Source organism: Dialister sp., assembly GCF_051885895.1.
GTDB lineage: Bacteria > Bacillota > Negativicutes > Veillonellales > Dialisteraceae > Dialister.
In genome coordinates this window covers 1-14,413 of record NZ_JBJEXP010000095.1, presented here as the reverse complement: position 1 = coordinate 14,413, position 14,413 = coordinate 1, and the positions used below count along the sequence as shown (strand labels likewise).

At 46.8% G+C, this 14,413-nt stretch carries 19 protein-coding genes and 1 tRNA gene; all 20 read right to left on the bottom strand.

Annotated features, from left to right (window positions below; all coding sequences use genetic code 11):
• Positions 1-55: 55 nt before the first annotated feature.
• The 20 genes from ACI4N7_RS08255 to ACI4N7_RS08160 all read right to left on the bottom strand — a co-directional run bounded on the left by ACI4N7_RS08255 (position 56) and on the right by ACI4N7_RS08160 (position 14,101).
• Positions 56-559, bottom strand: a complete 504-nt coding sequence (locus ACI4N7_RS08255) for a cob(I)yrinic acid a,c-diamide adenosyltransferase (RefSeq protein WP_439732881.1) — start codon at positions 557-559, stop codon at positions 56-58.
• 10 nt (positions 560-569) lie between these two features.
• Entirely contained in the window at positions 570-980 is a 411-nt protein-coding gene (ndk, locus tag ACI4N7_RS08250) for a nucleoside-diphosphate kinase (RefSeq protein WP_438825759.1), read from the bottom strand.
• 27 nt (positions 981-1,007) lie between these two features.
• Positions 1,008-1,868 carry a zinc metalloprotease HtpX gene (htpX, locus tag ACI4N7_RS08245; RefSeq protein ID WP_439732880.1) on the bottom strand — a complete coding sequence of 287 codons (861 nt, stop codon included), beginning with the start codon at positions 1,866-1,868 and terminating at the stop codon, positions 1,008-1,010.
• Between the two features lie 61 nt (positions 1,869-1,929).
• A tRNA-Pro gene (locus tag ACI4N7_RS08240) sits at positions 1,930-2,006 on the bottom strand.
• A gap of 89 nt (positions 2,007-2,095) precedes the next feature.
• Positions 2,096-2,863 carry an NAD(+)/NADH kinase gene (locus ACI4N7_RS08235; RefSeq protein WP_439732879.1) on the bottom strand — a complete coding sequence of 256 codons (768 nt, stop codon included), beginning with the start codon at positions 2,861-2,863 and terminating at the stop codon, positions 2,096-2,098.
• A 115-nt stretch (positions 2,864-2,978) separates the two neighbouring features.
• Positions 2,979-3,800: a TlyA family RNA methyltransferase gene (locus ACI4N7_RS08230; RefSeq protein WP_439732878.1), complete on the bottom strand. Its 822-nt coding sequence runs from the start codon at positions 3,798-3,800 to the stop codon at positions 2,979-2,981.
• Positions 3,801-3,954: 154 nt separating this feature from the next.
• On the bottom strand, positions 3,955-4,833 hold the full coding sequence (locus ACI4N7_RS08225; protein ID WP_439732877.1) for a polyprenyl synthetase family protein: 879 nt from the start codon (positions 4,831-4,833) through the stop codon (positions 3,955-3,957).
• The gene (gene xseB / locus ACI4N7_RS08220) at positions 4,793-5,059 is read right to left on the bottom strand and encodes an exodeoxyribonuclease VII small subunit (protein WP_439732876.1); all 267 of its coding nucleotides are present in this window, start codon (positions 5,057-5,059) and stop codon (positions 4,793-4,795) included. The genes ACI4N7_RS08225 and xseB overlap by 41 nt, the downstream gene beginning before the upstream one ends.
• Positions 5,060-5,063: 4 nt before the next feature.
• Positions 5,064-6,122 carry an exodeoxyribonuclease VII large subunit gene (xseA, locus tag ACI4N7_RS08215; protein ID WP_439732875.1) on the bottom strand — a complete coding sequence of 353 codons (1,059 nt, stop codon included), beginning with the start codon at positions 6,120-6,122 and terminating at the stop codon, positions 5,064-5,066.
• Between the two features lie 274 nt (positions 6,123-6,396).
• Positions 6,397-7,347 carry a glycoprotease gene (locus tag ACI4N7_RS08210; protein ID WP_439732874.1) on the bottom strand — a complete coding sequence of 317 codons (951 nt, stop codon included), beginning with the start codon at positions 7,345-7,347 and terminating at the stop codon, positions 6,397-6,399.
• Positions 7,348-7,349: 2 nt separating this feature from the next.
• Positions 7,350-7,736 carry a transcription antitermination factor NusB gene (gene nusB / locus ACI4N7_RS08205; RefSeq protein ID WP_439732873.1) on the bottom strand — a complete coding sequence of 129 codons (387 nt, stop codon included), beginning with the start codon at positions 7,734-7,736 and terminating at the stop codon, positions 7,350-7,352.
• Complete coding sequence (locus ACI4N7_RS08200) at positions 7,733-8,095, bottom strand: hypothetical protein (RefSeq protein ID WP_439732872.1); 363 nt, start codon at positions 8,093-8,095, stop codon at positions 7,733-7,735. The genes nusB and ACI4N7_RS08200 overlap by 4 nt, the downstream gene beginning before the upstream one ends.
• Entirely contained in the window at positions 8,092-8,457 is a 366-nt protein-coding gene (locus ACI4N7_RS08195) for an Asp23/Gls24 family envelope stress response protein (protein ID WP_439732871.1), read from the bottom strand. Before ACI4N7_RS08195 ends, ACI4N7_RS08200 begins: the two co-directional genes overlap by 4 nt.
• 14 nt (positions 8,458-8,471) lie before the next feature.
• Positions 8,472-9,032, bottom strand: coding sequence for an elongation factor P (efp, locus tag ACI4N7_RS08190; RefSeq protein ID WP_439732870.1), 561 nt, complete (start codon positions 9,030-9,032; stop codon positions 8,472-8,474).
• A gap of 16 nt (positions 9,033-9,048) precedes the next feature.
• Positions 9,049-10,122 (bottom strand): M24 family metallopeptidase, encoded by a 1,074-nt coding sequence (locus ACI4N7_RS08185; RefSeq protein WP_439732869.1) that lies wholly within the window; start codon positions 10,120-10,122, stop codon positions 9,049-9,051.
• Between the two features lie 197 nt (positions 10,123-10,319).
• The gene (locus ACI4N7_RS08180; RefSeq protein WP_439732868.1) at positions 10,320-10,880 is read right to left on the bottom strand and encodes a DapH/DapD/GlmU-related protein; all 561 of its coding nucleotides are present in this window, start codon (positions 10,878-10,880) and stop codon (positions 10,320-10,322) included.
• Between the two features lie 65 nt (positions 10,881-10,945).
• Positions 10,946-11,779, bottom strand: a complete 834-nt coding sequence (locus ACI4N7_RS08175; protein ID WP_439732867.1) for an SDR family oxidoreductase — start codon at positions 11,777-11,779, stop codon at positions 10,946-10,948.
• A 4-nt stretch (positions 11,780-11,783) separates the two neighbouring features.
• Entirely contained in the window at positions 11,784-12,287 is a 504-nt protein-coding gene (locus tag ACI4N7_RS08170) for a flavodoxin (protein ID WP_439732866.1), read from the bottom strand.
• Between the two features lie 21 nt (positions 12,288-12,308).
• Positions 12,309-13,139: an SDR family oxidoreductase gene (locus ACI4N7_RS08165; RefSeq protein ID WP_439732865.1), complete on the bottom strand. Its 831-nt coding sequence runs from the start codon at positions 13,137-13,139 to the stop codon at positions 12,309-12,311.
• A 185-nt stretch (positions 13,140-13,324) separates the two neighbouring features.
• Positions 13,325-14,101 (bottom strand): carboxymuconolactone decarboxylase family protein, encoded by a 777-nt coding sequence (locus tag ACI4N7_RS08160; RefSeq protein ID WP_439732864.1) that lies wholly within the window; start codon positions 14,099-14,101, stop codon positions 13,325-13,327.
• Positions 14,102-14,413 lie beyond the last annotated feature (312 nt).

Here is a 14,413-nt window from a genome sequence, read left to right as displayed (position 1 = left end):
AAAAGAAGGAGCTATTCAATGACATGAATATCTCCTTCCAAAATCGGAAAGTCGATTATTTCACTTCTGCTTCATAGCGGGCCAGCGTAAAGCAGAGATCAGAAAGACGATTCAGATAACGGATGTCTACTTCGTGTACATCTTCTGTCTCGCTAAGACGCCACATGTTTCTTTCTGCTCTGCGCACCACTGTGCGGGCCACATCCAGGAAGCTGGCACTCTGTGTGTCTCCCGGTACCAGGAAATGATCCAGCGGAGCTAAAGATTCCGTATACTGGTCGATAATGTGCTCAAGATTGGTCACATGTTCCGGAGTAATATTCGGTTCCTTGCCGACACTGGCCACATCGGCCATGAGAAGCCACAATTCCTTCTGAAGTTTATAAATCGTTTCCTTTACATTGTCATGAACTGCAAAAGCGCGGGCTTCTCCCAGAACGGAATCGGCTTCATCCACTGTACCATACGTTTCAACACGAAGACTGCCTTTAGATACCCTCTCACCGGTATAGAGGCTGGTTTTACCTTTATCTCCTGTACGAGTATATACCTTTGCCATGACAATCACCTTATTTCTTCAATTCAGGGAACCAGAGAGCAATTTCTCTTGCTGCTGTTTCCGGAGCATCGGAAGCGTGTACTACGTTTTCATCGATGGAAGTAGCAAAATCGCCGCGGATGGAGCCCGGTACTGCTTCCAGAGGATTGGTAGCGCCGTTAATCTGGCGAACTGCAGCCACAGCATTTTCTCCTTCGATAACCATAGCCAGTACAGGACCGGAGGTAATGAAATCGATGAGAGCTTTGAAGAAACCCTTGCCTTTATGTTCAGCATAATGTTCTTCTGCCAGTTCCACAGGAACCTGGATCATTTTGATTGCATGAATGGAAAGGCCCTTTCTTTCAAAACGGGAAATCACTTCACCGCAGATATGCTTCTTCACGCCGTCCGGTTTTACAAGTACAAGAGTTTTCTGAATGTCAGCCATAAATATGACCCTCCTTAATTAAGAATGCATTTTTGCCGCGATCTCACGCAGCTTCTCCACCCTCTCCTCTGTAGGGGGATGAGTAGAAAACAGATTTGCCATTCCGCCGACACCGGCCAGTGGGTTAATGATGAAGAGCCCGCTGGTAGCCGGTTTCGCATCAGCCATTACCTTATGATGGGCATAAGCATCCAGCTTCAAAAGCGCATTGGCCAGAGCCAGCGGTTTGCCGGAAATTTCCGCTCCTGAAGCGTCTGCCATAAACTCACGGGACCGGGAAAGGGCCAGCTGGATGAGAGAAGCCGCCAGAGGCGCCACCACGATGGTCACCAGGAGGGCAATAGGATTGGAACTCCTCCCCTCCTCATCCCGGGCACCGCCAAAAATAGCAGCCCACTGGGCAATATTGGCAATATAGCTGATAGCTGTTGCAATAGATGCAGCCAGCGTCATAATCAGTGTATCACGATGACGGATATGTGACAACTCATGACTTAAAACTCCTGCCAGTTCATCCCTATCCAGCATCGAAAGAATTCCTTCTGTTACCGCTACAGCTGCATGATTTTCATTCCTGCCGGTGGCAAAGGCATTGGGCACTTCCGTAGGAATTACATAGAGTCGGGGCATAGGCATATGTGCCTTTGCTGTCAGTTCCCGTACCAGCTGAAAGAGTTCAGGCACATCCTCCTCTGAAAGAGGCTGGGCATTATAAGCATTCAGCGCCATCTTGTCACAATTCCAGTAGGTAAAAAAATTCATGGCGAATGAAATAAGAAGCATGGTAAGTGCACCGCTCCTGCCGCCTACGACTCCGCCGATAGCCATGAGAATCACGCTGAGCAGTGTCAGCAGCATCACCGATTTGACTCTGTTCAAAGAAAAGACCTCACTTTACGAGTTTAAATAGAAAATCATGAATATGTTGAAATAAAAAAAGTGGTCGGAACGACATGATTCGAACATGCGACCTCTACCACCCCAAGGTAGCGCTCTACCAAACTGAGCTACGTCCCGACATCGGTTACAAATAATAGGATACACAATTAGAGAAGATTTGTCAAGAAAATCTTTATCTCCTGGCAGCAGGAGTACTGCTTAATCCCTTACTTTCCGCAGTCTGCCACTTTCCTGACCAATTTTCTTGTAATGCTTCCAAAAAAATCCTGATCTTTAAATCGAATAAATCGAATAGGTTTCTCCGTGCTTTTAACATAAAGCGTATCTGTATGGGAAAAAGTGAAAGAATAAGCACCGTCCAAAGACAGGCTTAGCTGTCTTTCTCTTTCCGGCAGCCTAATCTTGACTGTATCATCCTTTTTGAGCACCATGGCAAAGCGCTGCAGGGTATGTGCACAAATAGGAACAATGATAACCCGGTCATCCGATGGCCCCAGCACCGGTCCTCCGCAGGAAAGAGAATACCCCGTAGATCCGGTAGGAGAAGAAATGATAAGACCATCAGCCGCATATTCCTGAATGAAGCTCTCATTGATAAAAAGGCGGATTCTGGCCAGCTGTCCGATAGAACCATGACCGATGACCACATCATTTAATACATCCGGAAGCTCTTCTTTAACGCCGTCTTCATGAACAATAAAAGAAGAAAGATAGAGACGGGATTCCTTTCGGAAATCACCGGCAAGAATCTGATCCACCCTTTGTTCCATGTCTGAAAGTGTCATGGAATTGAGAAATCCAAGGTCTCCCAGATGAAGGCCAGCCATGAGCACAGGAAAGCTGCGGAAAGTCCTGGCTGCTCCCAGAAAGGAACCATCCCCGCCTACAGAGAGAATGACATCCCTTGTTCCCATGAGTTCATCTGATTCATAAGGAGCATCAGTAAAGCCCATGGCAGCAAGTCCCTTTTTCATGGAAAGAGGGAAACTGAAGAATATGTTTCTTTGTTGAAGCAGTGACGTCAATGCTGTCAGTGCTTCTTTCATGTTCTTTTTTTCCAGATTCGGGTAAATACCAAATTTCATCTTCCTATCCTTTCAAGCCGGTATGGGCTTCATCTACAACTTTTTCTATATCGTCGAGAGTAATCTCTCTGTCCGGCATATCCTGCTTCAGCCATGCCAGAAATTCAATATTTCCCGACCCTCCCTTAATAGGAGAATAGGTAAGCCCATAGCAGTAAAAATGCTCTTCAGCAAAGGTCTCCAGGGTATCGGAAATCACTTCTGTATGAACTTTGGGATCCTTCACAATCCCTCCCTTACCTACCTTTTCACGGCCTGCTTCAAACTGGGGTTTAATAAGAATGACCAGAGAACCATCTGCTTTTAAAATGGAATGAACTGCAGGAATAATTTTTGTGACAGAAATAAAAGATACATCGGTAGAAATAAAATCCACCATTTCCCCCAGAAGATCCTTGGTTACAACTTTAATATTGGTTTTCTCCATATTGATCACCTGAGGATTGGAGCGCAGCTTCCAGTCCAGTTGGTTCGTACCCACATCAATGGCATATACCCTGGATGCTCCGTTCTGCAGGGCACAGTCCGTAAAGCCTCCGGTGGATGCACCAATATCCGCCATCACCTTGTCTTTCAGATCAATAGAAAAGACCTTAAGTGCCTTTTCCAGCTTATAACCACCCCGTCCTACATAAGGCATAACATGGCCTTTGATACGGAGTCTGGCATCAACAGGCACTTTCGTCCCGGCCTTGTCTACCGGCACATCATTCACCAGAATGATGCCCTCCATAATATGCCGTTTTGCATTCTCCCGGCTTTCAAAAAATCCCTGCTCCACCAGGAGCACATCAAGCCGTTCTTTCTTTACTTTCTGGTTTGCCAATGTTCAACCTCTGATTTTGCTGTTTAAATGCTGTATTGCCTGCAAGATAGATGAATAGGCCGGTACTTCAGGGAAATTACCGTAGAAAAAAGAGTCCCTATGTAAAAAGTACCGGATATTGCTTAAAAAAACAATTTTCTAACTTCTTACCCTTCTATTTCTTCCTATGCAGAATCAAATCCACAAGTTCATACAGAATTGTACTATCAAAAGGCAGTTTTGCCAATGCTTCTTTTGCCAGAGAAGCTTCCTGTTCTGCATACATCTCCGCTTTTTCTGCTCCCAGAATGGTTACGAAAGTAGACTTATGATCCTTTTCATCCTGACCGGGCATTTTCCCCATGTCTTCCAGATTTCCTTTTTCATCCAGCAGGTCATCTGTGATTTGGAAGAGAAGACCCAAATGCGAAGCAAAATTTTCCAGAAGGAGTCTTTCTTTTAAAGGAACTTCTGCTACGGCACAAGCCATGGAAACCGGAGCAGAAAGAAGGCACCCTGTCTTGCAGGCATCCAGAATTTTCAGTTCTTTGAGGTCCAGCTGTTTTCCTTCCGCTTCCATGTCATGGGCCTGTCCTCCTACCATGCCTTTCGGACCGGCCGCCCGGGCCAGGATAGAAATGAGTTCCACTCGAATTGGGGCAGCTATGTTTTTTTCTTCCGCCAGAATCTGGAAAGCAGCGGTCAAAAGACCATCCCCCGCCTGAGTGGCCATGCCGGCACCGTAAACTTTATGATTTGTGAGCCGTCCTCTTCTGTAGTCATCATTATCCATGGCCGGAAGGTCATCATGAATAAGAGAATAGGTATGCACACATTCCAAAGCACAAGCTGCATCCAGATATGCACTGCTGTCTACTCCCAGAGTATCTAAAATCGTAAGAAAAAGGAAAGGCCTTATCCGTTTACCACCTGCCAGTAAGCTGTAATTCATGGAAGCATAAAGAGTTTCATGTTCCCTGATATCTGCCTTCAAAAGGCAGGAAAGCCGATCATTAATGAGCTTTTGTTTCGTTTGCAGCAGATCCTTGATCATCTTTATCCATCTCCTCATTCAGCAGCTCTTCTGTCTGCTTTGAAATCACAGTCAGTTCTCCATCCATTTCTTTGAGGACAGCCAGACAGGCTTTAGCTGCTTCAATCCCGTCCCGGTACCGGGATGCCATTTCTTCCAGACTCCCCTGTCCGGAAGAAACCAGATCTGCCGCCTTCTGAAGCCGTTTCATATTTTCTTCAAAGGTAAGACTTTTCGATGTACCCATATCCCTATCCATCCTTTCTGCCATCCGCCAGCCGGACAAGAGAATCCAGCACCTGCTGATATCTGAGTTTCATATATTTGTCCATGGAACGCTCCAAAAAGAGGGTGCAGGAAAGAGTTTCCAGACGAAGGCGATGGACTTTTTCAGGAGAAATCTGCTTTCCCAGAGAAAGGAGTGACTCCTTTACTGCTTCTCGCCTTTCATCAAGGGCAGACGCTTTTCCCTTCTCCAAATGGTCAAGAGAATCTTTTAAAAGATGAATCCAGACCTTCCGTTCCGGAATGGCAATTTCAGCTGCCTGGGTAGGTGTAGAGGCACGCCGGTCTGCAGCCAGATCTGTCAGAGTGGTATCTGTTTCGTGACCCACCGCTGAAATTAAAGGAATAGAACATTCATGGACTGCATCCAGAACGGTCCTGTCATTAAAAGGCGAAAGATCTTCTTCCGCCCCGCCGCCTCGCGCCAGAATCAATACATCCGGGCGATCCGGGGATTCTTCCGCCTCGTGAATCCTTTGAGCCATGTCCAAAGATGCTTCTCTGCCCTGAACAGAAGAACTGTAAAGCGTATACCGCACACAGGGATTTCTAAGATGCCCCGTTTTGACAATATCATGTACCACAGCACCGCTTTCGGAAGAAATGATACCAATATGAAAAGGGAAATGAGGCAGTTCCTTTTTGCGGAGAGGGTCAAAGTAACCGAGCTCTGTAAGCTCCTTTATCAGATTCTCTCTTTCTTCCGCTTCCCTGCTCTTTTGCACATTCAGGATTCGTTCTACGAAAAGACTGGGCCATCCGGAAAAAGTGTTGTAGCGGATGTCACCTACCACCGTTACCTCCATGCCTCCTTCCAGCCGTCTTTTCAGGAAAGTACTGCTCATCCTGCCAATGACGCAGAAAAGGCGGGATTCTCCATCCAAAAGGCTGAAATAGGTGATTCCTGAAAAATGAGTATGGACAGATGAAACAGTGCCCCGCACTGCTATATGATCAAAAATATAGTCCTTCTTCATGCGGCCGGCCATCAGACGACTGCATTCATTCACACTGTAGATTTTCATATTTGTACCTGCCTGAAGACAAGGAAGCACAGCAGTTGAAAAAGCTGCTGCAGCACAGTGACAGTAAGCCACGGCACCACCATAGTCCATTTTCTCTGCCTGCCAAACAAAAGAAACCACTCCACCATCCCAGCACCAGGATGGTGAAGTTCTCCAAACCACAGCAAATTTTCTCTTAGCTCCAATCCTGCCTGAAAAAAGCAGAAAACTTTCCTCCCGGAGAAATATGCGCATCGCCGACTTTAAAAAGAGAAATTCTTAGTTCTAACCCCTTTTACTGTCTATTCTCTTCACCATATCTCCTATACGCTCCAAAAGCATTTCCTGTAGCATTATCACTGCTGGCAGAAATATCCGCAAAGTAAACCTTCATATGCCGCTTTCCAAGAATGGATTCCACCCGGCCGCGAAGATAAGCATTTGCCATAACACCGCCTACTGCAATGAAGGGAAGAGTCGGATCAAAAGGAAAGGCGGAGAGTTCTTTATCCAGAGCTTTTCCGATATGCTCAAGTACACCCTCTGCAATATCCTCTTTCCGATAAAGACCTTCGGCAATGTCCCGCAGCACTTTAGTTTCCGGTCCGGAAAAGCTGAAGCTTCCTTTGACCGAAGACCGGGGAATATGGTAGGTATGGTGGCCGGAGAGCGCCAGTTTCTCCAACTCCTTTCCGCATGGAAAATGAAGACCCAGCGAGACGCCTGCCCGGTCAATCAATTGTCCCGCAGTGATATCTCTGGAGTCCATAAGAGTGGTAATCTCCATTCCTTCCTCTTTCCACCTGCAGGAAAGCACATCCTGAGTACCACCGGACATGTGCATCATATAAAAAGGATGCCTCCAGAGAGAAGGCACTTTCCTTATAGCCGCCAAGGCATGATTTTCCTGATGACTGAACTCATACACCGGCACATGGAGAAGGGCGGAAAGAGAAAAAGCGGTTCCTCTACCCACAAGAAAAGCGGGCATATACGAATCTGCCCGCCTCCGTGGAAAAGAAGATACTCCGATTCCCTTGATGTCCTGCAGGAGAGGAGATAGTTTCTGCAGGATGACAGGAAGATTTTTCGTATGCTGGAAAACCATCTGGGACTGGGAAAGCCCCCGGTTTCCTTCCTTGACGGAAAGCACGATCCTTTCTTCCCCCGCCAGCTTCCCGGAAGAATCATACACAGCAGCCGACGTGGTATAGCAGCTGGTATCTATTCCAAGAAACCTGCTCATAATTATCCTTTCATTGCCTCATTTAATACGCCGTTCACAAAGCAATAGGATGAATCTCCGCCGTAAACCTTGGCCATCTCAATAGCTTCATTCATAATGACCTTACGATCAGAAGCCTGCTCGCCGAGGAAACGATACTCTGCCAAAGCCAGGCGCAGAATATTCTTATCCACCACATTGAGTTGGGAAAGGGACCAGTGCTTAAGGTTGGCGGCAATCAGTCCATCGATTTCCCCATGTCCGGACACCGCCTGCACCAGAGCATCCGCAAAAGCCCGATCCTTTTCCGATAAATCCATATCGTCCGCATCAATGGCTTCCGTTTCCGGATTCAGCTCCCGGGAATATAAAACCTTGAGAGCATACTCTCTTGCACTTCTTCTGCTCATGATGACCTCTTTCCACTCACAACATCTGTAATCGTTACATCAATTCCATAAATGGTTTCATCCGTCAGGGAAAGGAGAAGATTCCTTACCACCAGCTGCACATAGCGGGCCGTTTCAATGACCCGGCACCCTTTATAGAGAGCCAGCGACATATCCACTTTGATGCCCTTCTTTCGACTGCGGCGCACTAGTAGTCCCCTGTGACCATGGAAACCGAAAGCCTGCGACAGTCCGGAAATCATGTCCTGGAAACCGTCAGAAGTAAAATGTGATACCTCGGGAATAGCCAGCACTGCCTTCTCAATTTTCTCATAAACTTCCTCTTCCGGAACAATGGTAATGGATTCATCCTGACTCATTCTGCCTGATCCTTATCAAAAACAATGCCGGATACATTGACATTTACCGCAGACACACGGATTCCGAGACAGTCCGACACCTCTTCCTTTACTTTTTCCTGCAGCGCCAGAGCTACAGCAGGAATGCGCAAGCCGTGATGCACGCAGACGTAAAGATCAAGAACCACGGATCCATCCTTAAAACCCACATGAACACCGTCCGTATCCCTGTCGGAAATTACAGAAGACAGGCTCTGGAGAAATGTCTCCCCCATGCCTGCAATCCCCTGCACCTGAAGCGCTGCAGACCGGGCCGTCATGGCGATTACCCGGTCTGCAATGCGCACCTTCCCCAGGTCGCATTCTACAGCCGCTGTTTCCATAGGCCGTCACCCGATTATTTTACACGTTCAATATAAGCACCGGTACGGGTATCAATGCGGAGAACTTCTCCTTCATTGATGAAAAGCGGAACAGATACGATATAACCGGTTTCCATCTTAGCAGGTTTGGAACCACCGGTAGCTGTATCGCCGCGGATGCCGGGTTCTGTTTCAACAACCTTCAGTTCAACGGAGTTCGGGATATCTACGCCAATGATGGTGCCGTTGAAGAACATGACAGTGCATTCCATTTCTTCTTTCAGGAAGTTGATCTTGTCACCGAGCTGTTCTTTGCTCAGCATGATCTGTTCATATGTTTCTGTATCCATAAAGCAGTAGGAGCCATCAGCTTCGTAGAGATACTGCATGGGCTTGCGTTCCACAGTTGCAGGCTGCAGCTTAATACCTGCGTTGAACTTGCGTTCTACGACAGAACCATTCTGCAGATTCTTCAGTTTGGCACGAACGAAAGCAGCACCTTTGCCCGGTTTTACATGCAGAAATTCTACACACTGCCATACCTGTCCGTCGAGTTCAACGGTAATACCGGGACGTAAATCATTACTAGAAATCATTTAAATCTTCCTCCTGCTACACTTGTAAAAATTTTTTGGGAAATTGGGTCAGAATGGAAATCCCATCCTGCCGTATAACAACCGTATCTTCGATACGGACTCCACCGGTTCCGGGAATATATACACCCGGCTCAACAGTTTCCGTCATATTCACTTCAAGAAGGGACTTATCCCTCTGGGCCAGCACCGGCGCCTCATGAATCTCAAGACCTACACTGTGTCCAAGGGCATGGGTAAAATAGGAATCAAGCCCCCACTCCTTCAAATAAACTCTGGCCGCCGTATCCGCTTCGTCAGCCCGCATGCCTGCCTTCAGAATAGACTCTACATACTCATTGCAGCCAAGTACTTTATCATAGAGGAAACGCTGACGGTCGGAAATTTTTCCCACCGCAACGGTCCTGGTAATATCTGAATGATAGCCTTTATATATGGCACCGAAATCAAAAGTGATGAGATCTCCCTCTTCGATTACTTTGTCTGTCGCTGTGCCATGAGGATAAGCGCCCCGTTCACCGGAAGCCACGATCGTATCAAAAGACTTGCCTTCCGAACCGGCCTTGAGCATTTCACACTCCAGCACTGCCTGCAGATAACGTTCTGTCACACCGGCATGGATATAGGGAATCGTATTCTTAAAACCTTCATCTGAAATCTTGCAGGCTTCAGCAAGAAGCGAAAGTTCTTCCTTCGACTTGATCCGCCTTACCTCATCCACCGGACAGAATTCAAAGGACACTTCCGGCATGACTTCATCAAAAGAAAGATACATCCTGTAAGACAAAACCGACTCGATGCCAAGTTTCTCCACACGATGGGATTTCACAAGACCGGCCAATACCTCTGCCAGTTTTCCATGATAATCTACCACCTCAAAACCGGAAGCCTCCTCTTTGGCCTGCTCCACATAGCGGCTGTCAGTCAGAAGGTAAAACGCTTCCGATGTTACGAAAAGATAACTGTCCGAACCGGTAAATCCACTGATGTACCGTAAGTTCTCATCCTTCTGTACAAAGAGACCATCTACGCCCCATTTGGACAGGGATTCAGAAATCATTTGTTTATCAATCACAAGATCACTCTCTTCCATTTCCCTCTAATCATACAGTATCTTGGGCTTTTTGTCTAGATAATCACGGAAGAGTTATGGGTTCCTGCTCATAGAAAAAATCCCTCAAATCAGTTTCAAACTGCCGAAACCGCCTTGAGGAACCCTTGAAGGTACAGGTAAAACAGAAGGAAGACCGATATGATCATCTGTCTTCCGTGAATTTTCTTACCCGTTCACTATTTTTCTATTTTTCTGATCACCTTTGCCGGATTTCCAACAGCTATACTGTCCGCCGGAATGTCTTTTGTCACCACGGAACCGGTACCGATAATGGCATTCTCGCCTATGGTAACACCGGGGACTACACTGACTCTGGCTCCAAGCCAGGCATTTTTCTTAATGCAGATCGGCTTTGTTCTGATGACCCGAATATTTTTCGGTTCATGGTTTACCGTGAAAAAGCCGCATTCCGGACCAATCATAACTCCATCTTCAATGGTAATGGACCCCAGGGACATCATATTCAAGTCATGGTTGATATATACGTTCTTCCCGATATGAACTGTACCTGCGCAGTCGATATGCATAGGTGGAGTAATGAATGAACCGTCCCTGATCTGACCTTGCAGCAGTTCGTTTTCCAGTACTTTCAGCTTTTCTTTATCTGAAGGGTCTGTTGTATTGATCTGCCAGCAGAGATGATCGCAGCGGTCAATTTCACCATGCACTTCTTTCTGGTATTTTTCATCCCGAATATCATAGCCGGCGCCATTCCGTAATTCTTCAAAAACTGTCATGCTGCTCTCCTTTTTATCTCTTCTACCCAAGAGACTGCCTGCCGGTTCCTGCATTGCATTCCCTTTCACTCCATGAAATCAGTCATGGAAGATTTTTTCTGATAACTGTCAATTTCCTCTATCTGACGTTCCAGGTCATCCCTCACTGCAGTACAGCAGTTTTTTCCAATCATAATTCGTTTGGGAAGAATTTCCCTGGAAAGAATTTCTGCAATAAAGGATGCCGCTTTTCCAGGATCCCCTTCCTGTCTGTGGTTGTGTTCCTTCAGGAACAGGGAAGCCCGATGAACATTCGAATCTTTATAATCAGCAATTTCCTTATCTGCAAACTGCATGGAACTTTTATCCCGGAAATCGGTACGGAAAGACCCGGGGCAAATGACGGAAACCTGAATACCGAAGGGAGCAAGCTCTTCTCGAAGAGCCTGTGTAAGTCCTACAACGGCAAATTTGGCAGAGCAATAGGCACTGCTTCCTAAAAATCCCATAACCCCCGCCTGCGAAGCCACGGACAGGATCCTGCCGCTCCGCTGACGCCTCATAATGGGAAGAACGGCTCTGATCACCCGAGTCACACCGAAATAATCGGTTTCAAAGAGCTGGCGAAGGTTTTTCTCTGATACTTCCTCAAAAGCTCCACTGATTCCATAGCCGGCATTATTGATCAGAATATCAATGCTGCCGAATCGTTTTGCTCCTGCCTGAACCGCTTCACTGATTTCCTGCGGATTTGTGACATCCATTTTTACAGGCAGTACATTTTCATTCTGATAAAAATCGTCCCCTAAATCAATCTTTCTCGTGCCGGCAATGACCTTATCTCCAAGACTGGCGGCCTTTTCTGCAAAAGCCCGTCCCAGTCCTCTGTTGGACCCGGTAATAAGCCAAACTCTGCTCATTATTTTATCTCCTTTCGGACCGCAGCCATTGAGCGATTCTGTCTCTGGACTGTTTCACCTGTGATCCCCGAATGGCCAGGCCTTTCCTGTCCACCCTGGCACCTTTGCAGATGCGGCTCACATCGGAAACCACATTTCCCAAACCGGAGCCCTCATGGGTCGTGATAATGCGGATTGTTTTTCCCGTAAAATCGAGTCCCATAAGAGCCGTTTCCATTTCCGGCGCAAAGGTCCCCCAATAAATAGGACTCATAACATAAATCACATCATAGGCTTCCAGAGAGCCCAGGTTGTTTTTAATGGGAGCGTGTCCTATTCTCTGCCTTGCCTCTTCAGTACAGGTACGGTAATCAGAAGCGTACGGGACAAGGGGTTCTACTTTAAACATATCCGCACCGGTGAGCTCTTTTACATATTCCGCCGCAATTTCTGTATTGCCTTTAGTAATATAACCTACGGAATAGTTCTCCTCGGCCCGGCTGAAATAAATAATCAAACTCTTTCCCATGGCATGTTCTCCTTTTTTTATTTACTCAACAATATCGGTGGATGCAGCCAGATCCTTCTGGGTTCTGTAATCTGCCACTCTTTCTTCCAGCCGTTCAATAGTTGCCTTAAGGGCCTGTGAACCCAGCACCATACGGAGAGGAGCCGGATTTCGATCAACGGATTCGATCATTCTGGCTGCCATCTTTGCCGGATCTCCCGGTGCCAGTCCATTGGCGGGATCCAGCATTTTCAGGAATCCATGCTGTTCTTTATACACCGGCATAAGGTTTGGAGTCACTCTGGCGCTTCCGTAGCGGAATTCTGTTCTGGCTCCGCCTGGTTCCACGATGGTAACTCCGATATGGAACTGTGCCACTTCCTGAGCTACCGATTCGCAGAAGCCCTCAATGCCGAATTTAGTAGCATGGTAGAGTGAATTGGCTGCGTAGGCAACCTGTCCGCCGTAGGAAGAGAGCTGAATAATCCTTCCACCCCCCTGCCGTCTGAGATAAGGAATAACATCCCGTATAAGCATGATCGGTCCCTGGAGATTGGTGGCTAAAATTTTGTTGATTTCCTTTTCCGGAAGCTCTTCTGCACAGCCAAAGAGCCCATATCCTGCGTTGCTAACGACCACATCGATGGTTTCATGCTTACCAAAAGCCATGCGCACTGCATCATGCACAGCAGGAATATCAGTCATATCCAGCATCATTACATCAAAAGTGTCCGGATACTGTTTCATCAATGCTTCTACCTTTTTGGTACTGCGCACTGTGCCAATCACTGTATCTCCTTTTGCCAGAAGCTGTTTTGTCATTTCGTTGCCAAATCCACTCGATACACCAGTAATGAACCATGTTCTTTTCATTTTTAAATCCTCCTGTGTTCTTAAATTATTATCTATATATCTTGATAAATGATTATTTTCAGCTGAAAGCAGAAACATGCATGAAAGGAAACCTGAGTTTCTTTATCTGCAGGCATCCGCCGCTGTTTTAGTCTTTTGAAGAGATCATCCCGGGTCATCTGCCCTGATAAACAGGAACCACCCTGTTATGCTTTTTCTGACATCGTCTTTTCTGCTGCCCGGTTGACACAGGCCAGCGCATTCAGAGATCTGGGATATCCGATAAACGGCAGGCAGCTGCTGATGACTCTGATCAGGAATGCTTTATCATTACCGATCCGCATATTGGCTGCTGCATGGCTTGTCAGTTGTGGATCACAGCCTCCCTGGGCTGCAAGAAAGCAGAATGTAATCATTTCCCGCTGCCTGTAGTCCAGACCGGTTCTGGTGTAGTAGTCGCCAAAGCAGTTATCGGTCAGCCACAGACGGATGTGTCTTGACTCCTGAGGACCGGATTTCCAGAAATCCTTCATGCTTTCACCGAAGATATCTACCTGCGCCTGGGCTCCTGCTTCTCTTCGATTTTCCATGGTAGTAGCCGCCTGCCCTTCCAAGGGAAGGTGAATTCCTGCTTTTTCAAGCACTGCATTGGCTGCTTTAAGGAAAGGAAATACCCTGCCGATACCCAGATAAGCCACTGCCTGATACACAATTTCCTTGACTTCCACCGGAGTCACACCGAAATGCATGGCGGCGGGAACCATGACCTTATATTCATCAATGCCCTGACATCCGATGAGAACCGCAAGGATAGCCATGAACCTTGTCTTGTCCGGAAGCTGCTGGCCAGGCTGATTCAATACCTCATCAAAGGCAAAATTATCAAACCTTTCACTGAACTCCGGATCTGTCCGCCGAAAATCAGACACATAACCGGGAAACATCTTCTCATGATATTCATTTGCATACCTGCTGATTGCCATAAGTAAAAGCCTCCTATTTCGAATCTGCGCTTCCTGTTTTTCTCGGTGCGCTTTTAATCACTTGGCATGATTTCATTATAAATACATGTAAGTAATCAATCAATTTGAAATAAGAGGCTTTCGAATAAGTTCAATTAATGTGATTATCAAAACAACGATTTCAGAATCTGAGCGAATTCTTCCACTAACTGACTGTCATGATTCTTTTTCCAAAATGCACAGTAGGTTCTTTTGATCGGTTCCCCATCCCGTGTCAAAGGCAGGCGCTTCAAAGAAGCGCCGAAATAAGAATCGCCATCCACTGTTTCCACC

Excerpts from the sequence above, each read along its gene's own strand:
- ACI4N7_RS08160 (WP_439732864.1), bottom strand. The coding sequence starts at position 14,101 with ATGGCAATCAGCAGGTATGCAAATGAATATCATGAGAAGATGTTTCCC.
- xseA (WP_439732875.1), bottom strand. The coding sequence starts at position 6,122 with ATGAAAATCTACAGTGTGAATGAATGCAGTCGTCTGATGGCCGGCCGC.
- ACI4N7_RS08255 (WP_439732881.1), bottom strand. The coding sequence starts at position 559 with ATGGCAAAGGTATATACTCGTACAGGAGATAAAGGTAAAACCAGCCTC.
- ACI4N7_RS08175 (WP_439732867.1), bottom strand. The coding sequence starts at position 11,779 with ATGAGCAGAGTTTGGCTTATTACCGGGTCCAACAGAGGACTGGGACGG.
- ACI4N7_RS08195 (WP_439732871.1), bottom strand. The coding sequence starts at position 8,457 with ATGGAAACAGCGGCTGTAGAATGCGACCTGGGGAAGGTGCGCATTGCA.
- nusB (WP_439732873.1), bottom strand. The coding sequence starts at position 7,736 with ATGAGCAGAAGAAGTGCAAGAGAGTATGCTCTCAAGGTTTTATATTCC.
- xseB (WP_439732876.1), bottom strand. The coding sequence starts at position 5,059 with ATGGGTACATCGAAAAGTCTTACCTTTGAAGAAAATATGAAACGGCTT.
- ACI4N7_RS08165 (WP_439732865.1), bottom strand. The coding sequence starts at position 13,139 with ATGAAAAGAACATGGTTCATTACTGGTGTATCGAGTGGATTTGGCAAC.
- efp (WP_439732870.1), bottom strand. The coding sequence starts at position 9,032 with ATGATTTCTAGTAATGATTTACGTCCCGGTATTACCGTTGAACTCGAC.
- ACI4N7_RS08225 (WP_439732877.1), bottom strand. The coding sequence starts at position 4,833 with ATGATCAAGGATCTGCTGCAAACGAAACAAAAGCTCATTAATGATCGG.
- ACI4N7_RS08185 (WP_439732869.1), bottom strand. The coding sequence starts at position 10,122 with ATGGAAGAGAGTGATCTTGTGATTGATAAACAAATGATTTCTGAATCC.
- ACI4N7_RS08210 (WP_439732874.1), bottom strand. The coding sequence starts at position 7,347 with ATGAGCAGGTTTCTTGGAATAGATACCAGCTGCTATACCACGTCGGCT.
- ACI4N7_RS08170 (WP_439732866.1), bottom strand. The coding sequence starts at position 12,287 with ATGGGAAAGAGTTTGATTATTTATTTCAGCCGGGCCGAGGAGAACTAT.
- ACI4N7_RS08200 (WP_439732872.1), bottom strand. The coding sequence starts at position 8,095 with ATGAGTCAGGATGAATCCATTACCATTGTTCCGGAAGAGGAAGTTTAT.
- ACI4N7_RS08235 (WP_439732879.1), bottom strand. The coding sequence starts at position 2,863 with ATGAAAAAGGGACTTGCTGCCATGGGCTTTACTGATGCTCCTTATGAA.
- ACI4N7_RS08180 (WP_439732868.1), bottom strand. The coding sequence starts at position 10,880 with ATGACAGTTTTTGAAGAATTACGGAATGGCGCCGGCTATGATATTCGG.